A 12,953-nucleotide genomic window follows, 5' to 3' on the forward strand; every position below is an offset into this window, starting at 1 on the left:
GTGTGTGAAGGGTTTGTGTGGTCCGGTTCGGCGAGCGTCACGCTCAGCACAGCGCGCGAGCATGCCAATCGGCGTGCTCGCCAAAGAATGTTGCAATGAAATAATAGCTGTGATCATACCCGGCGTGCAGGCGCAGCGTCAGCGGGTGGCCGACCGCATCGCAGGCGGCCTGCAGAAGCTCGGGCCGCAGTGCCGATTCGAGAAATTCATCGGCGCTGCCCTGATCGACCAGCAGCGGCAGGCGCTCGGCGGCATCCGCAATGAGCGCCACCGCATCCCACTGGCGCCATGCCTGGCGGTCTTCGCCCAGGTAGGCCGCCAGCGCCTTTTGCCCCCAGGGCACCTGCGATGGGGCTACGATGGGTGCAAATGCCGACACGCTGCGGTAGCGGCCCGGATGGCGCAGCGCGGTGACCAGGGCGCCGTGCCCCCCCATGGAATGGCCCGCAATGCCTTGCGCGCCTGTCGTGGGAAACTGGCGCGCAATGAGGGCGGGCAGTTCATCGGCAATGTAATCCTGCATCTGGTAGTGCGGTGCCCAGGGGGCCTGGGTGGCATTCAGGTAGAAGCCCGCGCCCTGACCCAGATCGTAGGCGGGGTCATCGGCCACGCCAGCGCCTCGCGGGCTGGTGTCGGGGGCGACCACGATCAACTGGTGGCGCGCCGCATGCTGCTGGGCGCCGGCCTTGGTGATGAAGTTCTGCTCGGTACAGGTCAGCCCCGAAAGCCAGTACAGCACCGGGCAGGCTTCGCCCGCGAGCGCCCGGGGCGGCAGGTAGGCGGCAAAGCGCATGCGGCAGCCCAGCGCGGTCGAATCGTGTTCCCAGACTTGCTGTTCGCCGCCAAAACAGGCGTGCGATTCAATTTTTTTCGGCATGGCAGGTGGTGTGGTCATCGGTGCTGTGGTCATTGGTGGTGTGGTCATCGGTGCTGTGGTCAACGCTGGCGTGGCCATCAGTGGCGTGGTCACGGGGTTTCTCAGTAGTGCACCACGGTGCGTATCGACTGGCCGCTGTGCATCAGTTCGAAAGCCTCGTTGATGCGCTCGAGCGCCATGGTGTGGGTCACGAACGGGGCGAGATCGATGTCGCCATGCATGGCTTCTTCTACCAGGCCGGGCAATTGGCTGCGCCCCTTGACCCCGCCGAAAGCCGTACCCCGCCAGGCGCGTCCGGTGACCAGCTGGAAAGGTCGTGTGGAGATTTCCTTGCCGGCACCGGCGACACCGATGATGATGGACTGCCCCCAGCCCCGATGGGCGCATTCGAGTGCCGCGCGCATGACGTTCACATTGCCGATGCATTCGAAGCTGTGGTCCACCCCCCAGCCCGTCAGGCCAATGATGACGTCCTGGATCGGCTGTTCATGATCACTGGGGTTGATGCAGTCGGTGGCGCCGAACACCCTGGCCAGCGCGAATTTGTCGGGGTTGGTGTCGATGGCAAAGATACGGCCCGCACCCGCCTTGCGCGCACCCTGTACCACGGCCAGGCCGATGCCGCCCAGGCCGAATACGGCGACCGTGTCGCCGGGCTGCACTTTGGCCGTATTGCGTACGGCGCCGATGCCCGTAGTGACCCCGCAACCCAGCAGGCAGACCTGCTCGGGATTGGCCTGGGGGTTGATCCTGGCCAGTGACACCTCGGCCACCACGGTGTATTCGCTGAAGGTGGAGCAGCCCATGTAGTGGTACAGGGCTTGCCCCTGATAGCTGAAACGGGTGGTGCCATCGGGCATCAGCCCTTTGCCCTGGGTGGCCCGCACGGCCACGCACAGGTTGGTCTTGCCCGAGCGGCAGAACAGGCACTCACCGCATTCGGCGGTATACAGCGGGATGACGTGATCGCCGGGCGCGACGCTGGTCACCCCTTCGCCCACCTCGACCACCACGCCAGCCCCTTCATGCCCGAGGACGGCAGGGAACACGCCTTCGGGATCATCGCCACTGAGCGTGAAGGCATCGGTGTGGCACACGCCGGTATGGCTGATGCGCACCAGGACTTCGCCCTTGCGCGGCGGCGCGACATCGATTTCAACGATTTCCAGGGGCTGGCCAGGTGCAAAGGCGACAGCAGCGCGCGATTTCATGGGAAGGCTCCTTGTGCGAATCTGTTGGCGGGAGGAATCAAGAGCAGCCCTCATCATAAGCCACACCGGGTATCGGCCAGAAGCCATACCCGGTATCGACCATGCCCCGGCGACGGCTGCCCGTATTCATCGACCGTCAGTACGCATCGATCGCCTCATGGCGGCGACAGATGGGGTACGATTCAGGCAAGGGCCACAACCGGTTCCTTTCCTGTCCTGCCGCCCATGAGTACCGCGTTGCCCATGCGTCATCAAACTGCGTCCCCCAACGAAAACCATCCGCGTTTCCTGCGGCTCAAGCGCCTGCGCAGCACGCAGAAGGCCTCATTCCGGATACTGCTGCTCGCCAGTCTGGTCGGGGCCCTGGCCGGGCTCATCGGGGCCCTGTTCGAGCGTCTCACGTCCTGGGTCGGCACCGTGCGCCTGGACGGCATCACGGGTACGTTGGGCAACAGCTGGCTGCTTGTGCCGGCATTGTTCGTGGCATCGGCCCTGCTGGCCATGTTCGCCTATTTTCTGGTGCGTCGCGTGGCACCCGAAACGGGGGGCTCGGGTGTTCCGGAAATCGAGGGCGCGCTGCAGGATCTGCGCCCTGTACGCTGGCGGCGGGTGCTGCCGGTCAAGTTCTTCGGCGGGTTGGGGTCGCTGGGTTCAGGCATGGTGCTGGGGCGTGAAGGGCCCACCATTCAAATGGGTGCCAATATCGGCCAGATGATTGCGGAGCGCTTCCGGGTGCTCGACAACGACATGCGCCACATGCTGCTGCTGGCAGGGGGGGCCGGCGGCCTCGCAGCCGCCTTCAATGCACCGCTGGCAGGCATTCTGTTTGTCATCGAGGAAATGCGCCCCGAGTTCAAGTACAGCCTGGTGTCGATCAAGGCGGTGGTGCTGGGGTCGGTCACGGCCACCATCATGCTCCGGCTCATCAACGGGCAGGCGGCCATCCTGCAGATCGGCAGCTTCACCACGGCGTCGCTGGGCAGCCTCTGGCTGTATCTCGTGCTTGGGCTCCTGCTCGGTGGGGTCGGGGTGATCTTCAATCGCAGCCTGTTTGCCCTGCAGACCCTGTTTCAGCGCCTCTGCGGCAGCAGCCTGCTGCGGTTCGTGCTCACGGGGGGCGTGCTGGGGGGCTGTTTCGGTGTCCTGGCCCTGTATGTGCCGCAGATCGTGGGCGAGGGGTATGACACCATCCATGAGATGATGGCCGGGCGCATCGCGCTGCCCATGCTGGCGCTGTTCTTTCTGCTGCGTTTTCTGACCACGACGCTGAGTTTCAGTTCGGGCGCCCCGGGCGGGATATTCTCGCCGTTGCTGGCGCTGGGCACGCTGTTTGGCGGTACGTATGGCTATCTGATGCTGATGGCTTTTCCCGATGCCGGGCTCGAAATGGGTGCGTTTGGCGTCGCCGGCATGGGGGCGCTGTTTGCAGCCACCGTGCGGGCGCCCCTGACGGGGATTCTGTTGGTACTCGAGATGACCAACAGCTATGCGCTGATCCTGCCCATGATCATCACCTGTCTGGGGGCCACCATCGTGGCTCAATGCCTGGGTGGCCAACCCCTGTACACGGCCTTGCTCGAGAGAACGCTGGCACGCGAGGGCCGGCCCGCAGGCTGATACGCCGGCTCACGCAATGGCCTGCCGCGCGAGCCTGCACGTCGGGCGCACGAGCGAAGGGCTCGGGCGCATGGGCGAAGCCCTGCCGCGGGCAGGCACCCGTTCCGGGCAAGCCCACATGTCATAATGGCCCATGGCAAGCATTCAATGACACGAAGGGTGCACAACATGTCTGGTCATCCCAAATTCCTGGTTCTCAATCCTGTCGATGACGTGATGGTGGCGCTGCAGGCGCTGCAATCGGGTGAACAGGTCAACGGCGTCGATCTGCTCGATCCGGTGCCGTTTGGCCACAAGGTGGCCCTGCGCGCCGTGGCCAGGGGGCAGCCGGTCAAACGCTATGGGCAGATCATCGGCTTTGCCACGCAGGACATCGCAGCAGGCCAGCACGTGCACATGCACAACCTCGAATTCCAGGAATTCGACAAGGATTTTCGGTTTTCTGCCGACTACCGGGCCACCACGATGGTGGACGAACCGGATACGTTCATGGGCATCGTGCGCCCCGACGGGCGGGTGGCCACGCGCAACTATATCGGTATCCTGACCTCGGTCAACTGCTCCGCGCGGGTGGCCCAGGCCGTGGCCGAATATTTTCGCCGCGACCTGCGCCCCGAGGCACTGGCCGATTACCCCAATGTCGATGGGGTGGTGGCGCTCACGCACGGGGCGGGTTGCGGCATCGACGCCACTGGCAAGGGGCTCGAGGTACTGCAGCGCACTATTGCCGGCTACGTGCGCCATGCCAATTTTGCGGGTCTGCTCATCGTCGGCCTGGGCTGCGAAACCAACCAGATCTCGGCCCTGATGCAGGCGCAGGCGCTCGAAGAAAGTGCGCAACTGCGCACGTTCAACATCCAGGATGTGGGGGGCACCCCCAAGAGCATCGCCAGGGGCATCGAACTGGTCAAGGGCATGCTGCCTGCGGCCAATCAGGTGCAGCGCAGCCGGGTACCGGTCAGCCATCTGAAGATTGGCCTGCAATGCGGGGGCTCGGACAGCTTCTCGGGCATCACGGCCAATCCCGTTCTGGGCGCTGCCGCTGACATCCTGGTGCGCAACGGCGGCACGGTCATTCTGGCCGAAACACCCGAAATCTATGGTGCCGAGCACTTGCTGACCTGCCGGGCGGTCACGCCCGAAGTAGGCCAGCAACTGGTCGATGTGTTCGCCTGGTGGGAAGACCTCTGCCAGCGCAACAATGCCTCGATGAACAACAACCCGTCGGCGGGGAACAAGAAAGGTGGCCTCACCACGGTTCTCGAAAAATCCCTGGGCGGGGTGTCCAAGGGGGGTACCACGGGGCTGATGGCAGTCTACGACTATGCCGAGCCCGTCGAAGCCCAGGGCCTGGTCTTCATGAATACACCAGGATACGATCCCATGTCGGCCACCGGCCAGCTGGCTGGCGGGGCCAACGTCATCTGTTTCACCACGGGCAGGGGGTCGGCGTTTGGCGCGGTGCCGGCACCGTCATTGAAGCTGGCTACCAACACAGCGCTCTGGAACCGCCAGCAGGACGACATGGATTTCAACTGCGGGCCCGTCGTCGATGAGGCCGCCGACATCCAGGTGCTCGGCCGGGCGTTCTACGACATGATCCTGCGCTGTGCCTCGGGTGAGCCTTCGAAGAGCGAACTCTACGGCTATGGCCAGAACGAGTTCGTGCCCTGGCAACCCGGCGTCATCTGCTGATCGGGCCCGCACAGGCCGGGCCTGCAGAGATCGGATCCGTGCAGGCCGGGCCCGCACAGATCAGGCCTGTACCGTGGTCTGCTGTTGCTCGCCCAGCCCTTCGATGCCCAGGCGCATGGTCTGCCCGGCGCGCAGGTACCTGGGGGGCTTCTGGCCCATGCCCACCCCCGGGGGCGTGCCCGTCGAGATGATGTCGCCGGGCTGCAGGCTCATGAACTGGCTCAGATAGCTGATCAGGTGCGGGATGTCGAAGACCATGGTTCTGGTTGAGCCATCCTGGAAGCGATGGCCATCGACCTCGAGCCACATGTGCAGATTGCCCGGGTCTGCGATTTCGTCGCGGGTCACCAGCCAGGGGCCGATGGGGCCGAAGGTGTCGTTGCCCTTGCCTTTGGCCCATGAACCGCCGCGTTCGATCTGGAATTCGCGCTCGGACACGTCGTTGACCACGCAATAACCGGCAACGTGCTCCATGGCCCGGGCCTGGTCGATGTAGCGCCCCCCCTGGCCGATCACCACGCCCAGCTCGACTTCCCAGTCTGTCTTGCTGGAATTGCGCGGGATTTCCACGTTGTCGTTCGGGCCGCAGATCGCGCTGGTCCATTTGGCAAACAGAATCGGCTCCTTCGGAATGTCGGCACCGGTTTCGGCCGCGTGGTCGGCGTAGTTCAGGCCGATGCAGACGAACTTGCCAACCTGCCCGACACAGGGCCCGATGCGTGGCGAGCCTTCGATCAGGGGCAGGGTATCGGGGTTCAGTGCCCGCAGCCTGTCGAGCCCGGCTGGCGTCAGGACTTCACCCGCAACGTCGCTGATCACAGCGGACAGGTCGCGCATGCGCCCCTGCGCATCGAGCATGGCGGGTTTTTCCTGGCCCTTGGGGCCGACTCTGAGCAGTTTCATGTGGCGGTTCCTTCTTCTATGGATGGGGTCTGCACAGGCCCATGTCAGCCCACGCATCGACGGTTGGCCCACTGGATTGCGGGCATAGCGAGTTCATCGCCTTATGATACACGCTCGCATCTGCCTTGATGGCGGACTCATGATTGCGTGCCGGCGCTGGGGTCGCCGGGGTTCGCAGGGTAGTGATTTGTACCGCGGGCTCGTGCGCCGCACTCAGAACGGGACGTCGTCGTCATCATCCGCCGCCGCGCCATCCTGCGGGGCGCCTTCCTGGGGGGCGCCATGCTGCGCGGCGGCCGAGGTGCCCGGTGTGTCGGGCAAATCCGGATCTTCAAGGGCTTTTTCGAGGGCTTTTTCCACGGCCTCGATACGTGCCTTGCAGATCTTGTAGGCCTGCACGGATTCGTTGACGATGTCGAGCAGTTCGTCGATGTTCGGTTCTTCCTGCCTGCGCAGGGCGTCGGCATGGCGTTGCAGGATCTCGTAGGCTGTCCTGAAGCTGTCTGGGGTATCGTCCATGGGTATCAAACAGGTTTGACGGGCAGGGTGCCGTCTTTGAATTGAAGATTCAGCGCGGGCTCGTGGCGTGCATCGCTCAGGCGCATAACGGGCGTACCGCGCGCCGAACGCACGATGGCAAAGCCGCGTGTGAGCGTCTTCTCGGGGCCCTGGCCGAGAATCTCGCGCAGCAGCCCCTGGCTGCGTACGTGGGCCAGACGCAGCAGCGCCTGCACCCGTTCCTGACTGTGCAGCAGCAGCACCGGGGTGCTCTGACGGGCCAGGGCCAGGTGGCGCTGGGCATCATGCCCGGTTTCCCCCAGCAGGCTTTGTGTGCGAATGCGGGCCGATTGCACTGTCTTGGCTGCTTCGTGATTCACGCGCAATGACAGATGATTGCAGCGACTGGCGGCCTGGTGCACCTGGCGGTGGGCGTCTGCGCGGATCTGCACCATGTTCTGCACAAGCCGGGCACCCAGCCGGTGGGCAAGGGCGTTGGCGAGCTGGAAAACACCGGCCATGGCTGCCATGATTTCATCGGTGCGCTGGCGGATCCGCTGCTCGATGCCGGCGATGACCTTGCTTGGGGTGTCGAAGCGGGTGTGGGCCACCTCATCGAGCAGGACCCGGTCGCGCTCGTGGCCGATACCCGTGAGTACCGGGATCGGCAGCATGCAGACGCTGCGCACCAGCGCGTAATCGTCCAGCCAGGCCAGGTCGCCCGCGGCACCACCGCCGCGAATGATGACCACCGCATCCGGCGGCGTATCGAGGCGCTGCAGCGTTTCTTCGAGGGCCTTCACGATACCGACAGCAGCCCCTTCCCCCTGGAAACGGCTGGTGGCATAGACGAAGCGGCAGATGCCAAAAGCCTCGAGCCGCTGGGCTTCGGCGCGAAAATCCCCCAGCCCCGCGCCCTGTTCCGGCGCCACGACCAGCACCAGGCGGTAGTCCCAGGGCGCCTGTAGCTGGCGATTGCGTTCAAACAGGCCCTCGCGTTGCAGCCGCGCGCGGATCTCGCGTCGGCGGGCTTCGAGCTGGCCCAGCGTATATTGGGCATCGATGGCCTCGACCAGCAGGCTGAAGCCGTACTGCATGTGGAATTCGGGCCGCACCCGGACCAGCAGCTTGATCCCCGCCTGTACCTTCACGCCCGAAAGGCGCTCGAATTCCGGCAGGATCCGGCCAGCCGCGGATTGCCACAGGATGGCGCGTGCGCTGGCGATGGGCTGGCCCGTGTCGTCGCGCTCGGACACCTCGAGATAGACGTGGCCGCGTACCTTGATGTCCACTACTTCGACGAGGGTCCAGACCCCTTGCGGGTCGCAGGCCTGGGCGATGGCCATGGACACGCTGCGCAACAGCTGGGATAGCGGGATGCCCGGCGCAGAGGGATCGCCGGGGTTTGTGGACACCGGATCCGCCCCAGCCGGTGCATCAGGCACTCGCGTCGCCAGCATGTCATCGGCCGGCAGCCAGGCCGCGAAAATTGTCAGATCGCTGTCGCCCTGGACATACCAGCGTTTCTGTTCCCAATCGAAGCGGGCGCCCAGCCGCTTGGCCTGGTCTTTTTCCTTGAAGGGGACATTCAGATAGTGACGTGACATGACGGATTCGAGAGCGGATCGGCAGCGCAAGAGTGCGGCTTGCATCTGGCACGAAGTTCGGCGAAGCTTTATCTTTTTAGCACATGCGGCCCGGCACCCGGGCCCGAGCCAGGAGCAAACCGTTCATGAGCAGCCAATTGTTTTCGCCTTTGACGTTGGGTCGACAGACCTTGTCCAACCGGATCGTGGTGTCACCCATGTGCCAGTACTCGGCCCATGATGGCTGCGCGAGCCAATGGCAGCTCAAGCATCTCGCCACTTTGGCGGGCTCGGGGGCCGGGCTGGTGCTCATCGAGGCCACTGGCGTACTTCGTTCGGGCCGTATCACGCATGGCTGCCTGGGGCTGTATTCGGATGACAATGAACTGGCGCTGGGGCAGGTGCTGGCCTTTTGCCGCCAGGCGGGCGCGGCTCATTTTGGCATACAGCTCAACTATGCCGGGCGCAAGGGGTCCTCGCAAGTACCGTGGCTGGGCGGCAAGCCGCTTACCGCCGCCGAGGATGCCTGGCCGACGCTGTCCTCGTCGGATACCCCCGATGGCCGCTCGCGGGCCTGCACGCATGAAGATCTGGCGCATATCAAGCAGGCTTTCGTGGCGGCCGCGCAGCGCGCCGTGCGGCTGGGCATCGACGTCATCGAACTGCACGGCGCACATGGCTATCTGCTGCACCAGTTCCTCTCGCCGCTGGCGAACCGGCGCACCGACGACTATGGCGGCTCGCTCGACAGGCGCATGCGTTATCCGCTCGAAGTGTTCGAGGCGGTGCGCAAGGCGATCCCCGCATCGGTCACGCTCGGGCTGCGCCTCTCGGCGACAGACTGGCTGCCCGACGGCCTGACACTGGAAGAATCCACGGTCTTCGTGCAGGCGCTCGAGGCCCTGGGCTGCGATTTCGTGGATATCTCCAGCGGCGGCATCGCACCGGCCGAGATACCGCTGGAGCCCGGCTATCAGGTGCATCTGGCCAGCCATATCAAGGCCGCGGTCAGCATGCCGGTGATTGCCGTGGGCCTGATCCTCACGGCCGAACAGGCCGAAGCGATCGTGGCGCGCGGGCAGGCGGACGCCGTGGCCCTGGGCCGGGCCTTTCTGCACAATCCGCACTGGGCCTACCAGGCGGCGCTCGATCTGGGCGCAGTGGCGCAGCATCCCGTACAGTATGAGCGTGTCAATCCGGCCAAGTGGGCCGGTGGTCTCGTGCCAGCCGTCTCGCCTGCGGCCCGATAGACCGGCCTCCGGCGCGCCAGGCAACGGCACGCCGATCAGCAGGTCGCTCAGCAGCAGATCAGCAGCAGATCAGCAGCAGGTCAGGCAGCAGGTCAGGCAGCAGGCTGCTCGTCAGATCGTCTTCCGGAAGGCAGGTGCGAGTTCGGGGTTCTGCTGCGTCTGCGCAACACCGCTGGGGTTTCGCGCAGAGCCGTCATTGCGGATGCGGATTATTTTCATTGCGCAGGCTGTTCGAGAATGGTTATCATTCTCGAAGTTTGGTCCGGGTATGCCGATATCGACCCGGACCGTCCCCTGAATCATGTCCTGCCCGGAGTCGATACGCATGTCCCTCAAAATATTCGCGGCGTGTGCCGCTCTGGCCCTGGTCAGCCCGGCCTGGGCCGCTGAATACCCGATCGGTGAGCCGGTACAGATCCATGGCCTGGAGGTGGCCGCCGTGTATCTGCAGCCGGTCGAAATGGAGCCCGACAACATGATGCGCGCGGCGCAGGATTCGGACATTCACCTCGAGGCCGATATCCACGCCACGGCCGACAACCCGAACGGCCTGCCGGAAGGCAGCTGGGCCCCGTATCTGAACGTCCAGTACCGTCTGCAGAAGCAGGGCAGTGACCGGATCGTCGAAGGCGACCTGATGCCGATGGTGGCCAACGATGGCCCGCACTATGGCGATAACGTGAAACTTGAAGGGCCGGGAAAATACCACCTCACGCTGATGATCGGTTCGCCGGATACCATGGATGGTCATGCATTTGGGCGGCACGTCGACAAAGAGACCGGTGTGGCACCGTGGTTCGAAGCCTTCGAGGTCGAACGCGATTTTGTCTTTGCCGGCACCGGCAAGAAGGGCGGCTACTGAAGGCGCAGTTACCGAAGGTACGCTGACTGGCATCGGGTTCCCGGTATCGTTCAGGCCGCGGCTCGCGAGATCATGGTGGCAGCATCCGCATTTCGTGCACGCGTCGCCCGGGCGGGCGACTTCCTGCGCGACCATCAGCAGGCCATTCGCCGCCTGCAGTGGACCATCGTGGGCGTTTACCTGGCGCTGCTGCTGATCCCCGTGTTCCTGCCTCTGCCAGGGCGTACGGCCACTGTTTTCAGCCATTTCACGGTGCTGGCCCAGTTTGCGTTCTGGGGGCTCTGGTGGCCGTTCGTGCTCATCTCCATTCCGCTGTTCGGCCGGGCCTGGTGCGGTCTGTTCTGCCCTGAAGGTACGCTCACCGAATGGGCCAGCCGCCATGGCCGGGGCGGGGCAATCCCGCGCTGGATGCGCTGGGGCGGCTGGCCGTTCGTGGCCTTCAGCCTGACCACGATCTATGGGCAGTTGATCAGCGTGTATCAGTATCCATGGGCGGTGGCGGCCATCCTGGGCGGGTCCACCGTAGCGGCCATGGGGGTGGGCTGGCTCTATGGCAAGAACAAGCGCGTCTGGTGCCGGTATCTATGCCCTGTGAGCGGGGTGTTCAGCCTGCTGGCCAAGCTGTCGCCGTGGTATTACCGGGTGGATGCGGCCGCGTGGCGTGCGCCGCAGAGGCGCACCGAGTCCATCAATTGCGCGCCGCTGTTGCCGCTGCGGACCATGCAGGGCGCCGCCGATTGCCACATGTGCGGGCGCTGCAGCGACTATCGGGGGGCGATCACATTGACACCGCGTTCACCCGAAGCCGAAATCGTGCATGTATCGGGTGGCAATGCCTGGCAGAGCGCCCTGATCGTGCTGGGCTTGATGGGCCTGGCACCGGGGGCCTTCCTGTGGAGCGCGAGCCCGTGGTATGTGACGCTCAAGCAGGCCCTGGCCACATGGCTGGTCGAGGCGGATGTGTACTGGCCGCTGGCCGACAGCGCGCCCTGGTTCATCCTCACGCATTATCCACAGGTGAACGACAGTTTCAGCTGGCTGGATGGTGCCGTCATTCTGCTGTTCATCCTGGCCACTGCGGTCGTGGTCGGCGGCAGCGTGTTTGCAGGGCTATGGCTGGCCGATCGCAGCCTGCCCCATCTGCAGCGGCCCGGGGTGCGCGATTCTTCAGGCGCGTTGTTGCGCAGTTCGCTGGCCGGTGTTCACATGCTCGCGCAAGGACTGATACCGGCCGCGGGTATCGGTGTATTCCTGGGTCTGTCAGCGACGACGCTCAGCCTGCTGCAACATGAGGGCCTGGCCACGGGCTGGGCCAACCCCTTGCGTTTCTCGCTGCTGGCACTGGCCCTGCTGTGGAGCCTGCGCTTTCAGTGGCGGCTGGCCGGCCTGCGCACGCCGAGTCACAGGCGGCGGGCAGCGGCCGTAGCCGCCGTTGCCCTGGGGTTGTTGCCTTTTGCCTGGGTCTGGCTGCTGCTGTTCCTGCATTGAGCCCGGGTGAGGGGCGCGGGGGCACGATGATGTCCGAGGTGATGCGCAGGGCAGCGGACTGGCCTGTTGCCGCATCGATTGCCCTGCGGCAGGGCCACACGGTCGGTCAGCCGTGCGCCAGCGCCGCATCCGCGGCAGCCAGGGCATGCAGTTCGGTCGTGTCGAACAGGGGAACACTGGCGTCTTCGGCCTTCACCAGCAAGGAAATTTCAGTGCACCCCAGGATGATGCCCTGGGCACCCCGTTTGATCAGATTGTGCATGATGCGCCGGTACGCTTCGCGTGAGGCCTTGTGGATCTGGCCCAGGCACAGTTCATCGTAGATGATGCGATGCACCACAGCCCGTTCGCCGGCGTCCGGCACGAGCACTTCGATGCCATGCCGGGACGCCAGCCGATCACGGTAGAAGGCCTGTTCCATGGTGAAGGCTGTGCCCAGCAGGCCCACCCGTGCCACGCCAGCCTGGCGGATGGCATGGGCCGTAGGGTCGGCAATGTGCAGCAGCGGCCGGGTGATGGCCGCCTCGATGGTGGATGCCACCTTGTGCATGGTGTTGGTGCACAGGACCAGCAGATCTGCACCAGCGCGCTCGAGATTGCAGGCCGCCCCGGCCAGGATCTGGCCCGCGGCCGACCAGTCGCCGCGGTGCTGGAGCACCTCGATGTCGGCAAAATCCACGCTCCAGAGCAGGATGCGGGCCGAATGCAAGCCACCCAGACGGTCGTTCACGGCCCTGTTGATGATCTGGTAATACGGCACGGTGGATTCCCAACTCATCCCGCCCAGCAAACCAATCGTTTTCATGGTGTGATCCATATTGGCTGGTGCGCGCCGACCGTACCGCTGAACCTGGCCAATGCAGCACACCAGAATTGTAAGCATGATAGCGTTATTTTCGGGCGACTGTCGGGCCTGTTCCTTTGACATGAGTCAACCCCGACCGAAGTGACGTGGGGCCCGGCATT

The 12,953-nt window shown here is 64.7% G+C and carries 12 protein-coding genes; 5 read left to right on the plus strand and 7 right to left on the minus strand.

All coding sequences use genetic code 11. From position 1 onward, the window contains the following. Positions 1-43 precede the first annotated feature (43 nt). Positions 44-877, minus strand: coding sequence for an S-formylglutathione hydrolase (fghA, locus tag WCY17_RS00145; protein ID WP_372700134.1), 834 nt, complete (start codon positions 875-877; stop codon positions 44-46). Between the two features lie 101 nt (positions 878-978). Further along, positions 979-2,088, minus strand: coding sequence for an S-(hydroxymethyl)glutathione dehydrogenase/class III alcohol dehydrogenase (locus WCY17_RS00150; protein ID WP_372700135.1), 1,110 nt, complete (start codon positions 2,086-2,088; stop codon positions 979-981). A gap of 243 nt (positions 2,089-2,331) precedes the next feature. Here WCY17_RS00150 and clcA point away from each other — a divergent pair, with 243 nt between their 5' ends. After that, complete coding sequence (clcA, locus tag WCY17_RS00155) at positions 2,332-3,705, plus strand: H(+)/Cl(-) exchange transporter ClcA (protein ID WP_372700136.1); 1,374 nt, start codon at positions 2,332-2,334, stop codon at positions 3,703-3,705. Between the two features lie 168 nt (positions 3,706-3,873). Continuing rightward, the gene (locus WCY17_RS00160) at positions 3,874-5,400 is read left to right on the plus strand and encodes a UxaA family hydrolase (protein ID WP_372700137.1); all 1,527 of its coding nucleotides are present in this window, start codon (positions 3,874-3,876) and stop codon (positions 5,398-5,400) included. A gap of 60 nt (positions 5,401-5,460) precedes the next feature. Here the strand turns inward: WCY17_RS00160 and WCY17_RS00165 are convergent, their stop codons facing one another. The 3 genes from WCY17_RS00165 to xseA form a co-directional block, all read right to left on the minus strand. Continuing rightward, the gene (locus WCY17_RS00165; protein WP_372700138.1) at positions 5,461-6,303 is read right to left on the minus strand and encodes a fumarylacetoacetate hydrolase family protein; all 843 of its coding nucleotides are present in this window, start codon (positions 6,301-6,303) and stop codon (positions 5,461-5,463) included. 213 nt (positions 6,304-6,516) lie between these two features. Further along, on the minus strand, positions 6,517-6,822 hold the full coding sequence (gene xseB / locus WCY17_RS00170; RefSeq protein ID WP_372700139.1) for an exodeoxyribonuclease VII small subunit: 306 nt from the start codon (positions 6,820-6,822) through the stop codon (positions 6,517-6,519). A gap of 5 nt (positions 6,823-6,827) precedes the next feature. Continuing rightward, positions 6,828-8,408 (minus strand): exodeoxyribonuclease VII large subunit, encoded by a 1,581-nt coding sequence (gene xseA / locus WCY17_RS00175; protein WP_372700140.1) that lies wholly within the window; start codon positions 8,406-8,408, stop codon positions 6,828-6,830. 125 nt (positions 8,409-8,533) lie between these two features. Between xseA and WCY17_RS00180 the strand changes: the two genes are divergently transcribed. Next, positions 8,534-9,637, plus strand: coding sequence for an NADH:flavin oxidoreductase/NADH oxidase (locus WCY17_RS00180; RefSeq protein ID WP_372700141.1), 1,104 nt, complete (start codon positions 8,534-8,536; stop codon positions 9,635-9,637). 111 nt (positions 9,638-9,748) lie between these two features. Here WCY17_RS00180 and WCY17_RS00185 read toward each other — a convergent pair whose 3' ends face one another. Continuing rightward, the gene (locus tag WCY17_RS00185) at positions 9,749-9,964 is read right to left on the minus strand and encodes a hypothetical protein (RefSeq protein WP_372700142.1); all 216 of its coding nucleotides are present in this window, start codon (positions 9,962-9,964) and stop codon (positions 9,749-9,751) included. On the opposite strand from WCY17_RS00185, the gene WCY17_RS00190 reads away from it, so the two are divergent. Together WCY17_RS00190 and WCY17_RS00195 are read left to right on the plus strand one after the other, a co-directional pair. Further along, the gene (locus tag WCY17_RS00190; RefSeq protein ID WP_372700143.1) at positions 9,963-10,499 is read left to right on the plus strand and encodes an iron transporter; all 537 of its coding nucleotides are present in this window, start codon (positions 9,963-9,965) and stop codon (positions 10,497-10,499) included. The two genes, WCY17_RS00185 and WCY17_RS00190, sit on opposite strands and share 2 nt — an antisense overlap. Before the next feature lie 72 nt (positions 10,500-10,571). Continuing rightward, positions 10,572-11,987 (plus strand): 4Fe-4S binding protein, encoded by a 1,416-nt coding sequence (locus tag WCY17_RS00195; RefSeq protein WP_372700144.1) that lies wholly within the window; start codon positions 10,572-10,574, stop codon positions 11,985-11,987. Positions 11,988-12,093: 106 nt separating this feature from the next. Here WCY17_RS00195 and WCY17_RS00200 read toward each other — a convergent pair whose 3' ends face one another. Continuing rightward, a complete protein-coding gene (locus WCY17_RS00200) occupies positions 12,094-12,792 on the minus strand; it encodes an aspartate/glutamate racemase family protein (RefSeq protein ID WP_372700145.1) in 699 nt (232 codons plus the stop codon). Positions 12,793-12,953: the final 161 nt, after the last annotated feature.

Source organism: Castellaniella sp., from assembly GCF_041677825.1.
Taxonomy (GTDB): Bacteria; Pseudomonadota; Gammaproteobacteria; order Burkholderiales; family Burkholderiaceae_B; genus Castellaniella.

Bases quoted from the DNA above. Each gene is read 5' to 3' on its own strand.
- fghA (WP_372700134.1), bottom strand. From the start codon at position 877: ATGCCGAAAAAAATTGAATCGCACGCCTGTTTTGGCGGCGAACAGCAA.
- xseB (WP_372700139.1), bottom strand. From the start codon at position 6,822: ATGGACGATACCCCAGACAGCTTCAGGACAGCCTACGAGATCCTGCAA.
- WCY17_RS00200 (WP_372700145.1), bottom strand. From the start codon at position 12,792: ATGAAAACGATTGGTTTGCTGGGCGGGATGAGTTGGGAATCCACCGTG.
- WCY17_RS00180 (WP_372700141.1), top strand. From the start codon at position 8,534: ATGAGCAGCCAATTGTTTTCGCCTTTGACGTTGGGTCGACAGACCTTG.
- WCY17_RS00195 (WP_372700144.1), top strand. From the start codon at position 10,572: ATGGTGGCAGCATCCGCATTTCGTGCACGCGTCGCCCGGGCGGGCGAC.
- WCY17_RS00185 (WP_372700142.1), bottom strand. From the start codon at position 9,964: ATGCGTATCGACTCCGGGCAGGACATGATTCAGGGGACGGTCCGGGTC.
- WCY17_RS00190 (WP_372700143.1), top strand. From the start codon at position 9,963: ATGTCCCTCAAAATATTCGCGGCGTGTGCCGCTCTGGCCCTGGTCAGC.
- xseA (WP_372700140.1), bottom strand. From the start codon at position 8,408: ATGTCACGTCACTATCTGAATGTCCCCTTCAAGGAAAAAGACCAGGCC.
- WCY17_RS00160 (WP_372700137.1), top strand. From the start codon at position 3,874: ATGTCTGGTCATCCCAAATTCCTGGTTCTCAATCCTGTCGATGACGTG.
- clcA (WP_372700136.1), top strand. From the start codon at position 2,332: ATGCGTCATCAAACTGCGTCCCCCAACGAAAACCATCCGCGTTTCCTG.
- WCY17_RS00150 (WP_372700135.1), bottom strand. From the start codon at position 2,088: ATGAAATCGCGCGCTGCTGTCGCCTTTGCACCTGGCCAGCCCCTGGAA.
- WCY17_RS00165 (WP_372700138.1), bottom strand. From the start codon at position 6,303: ATGAAACTGCTCAGAGTCGGCCCCAAGGGCCAGGAAAAACCCGCCATG.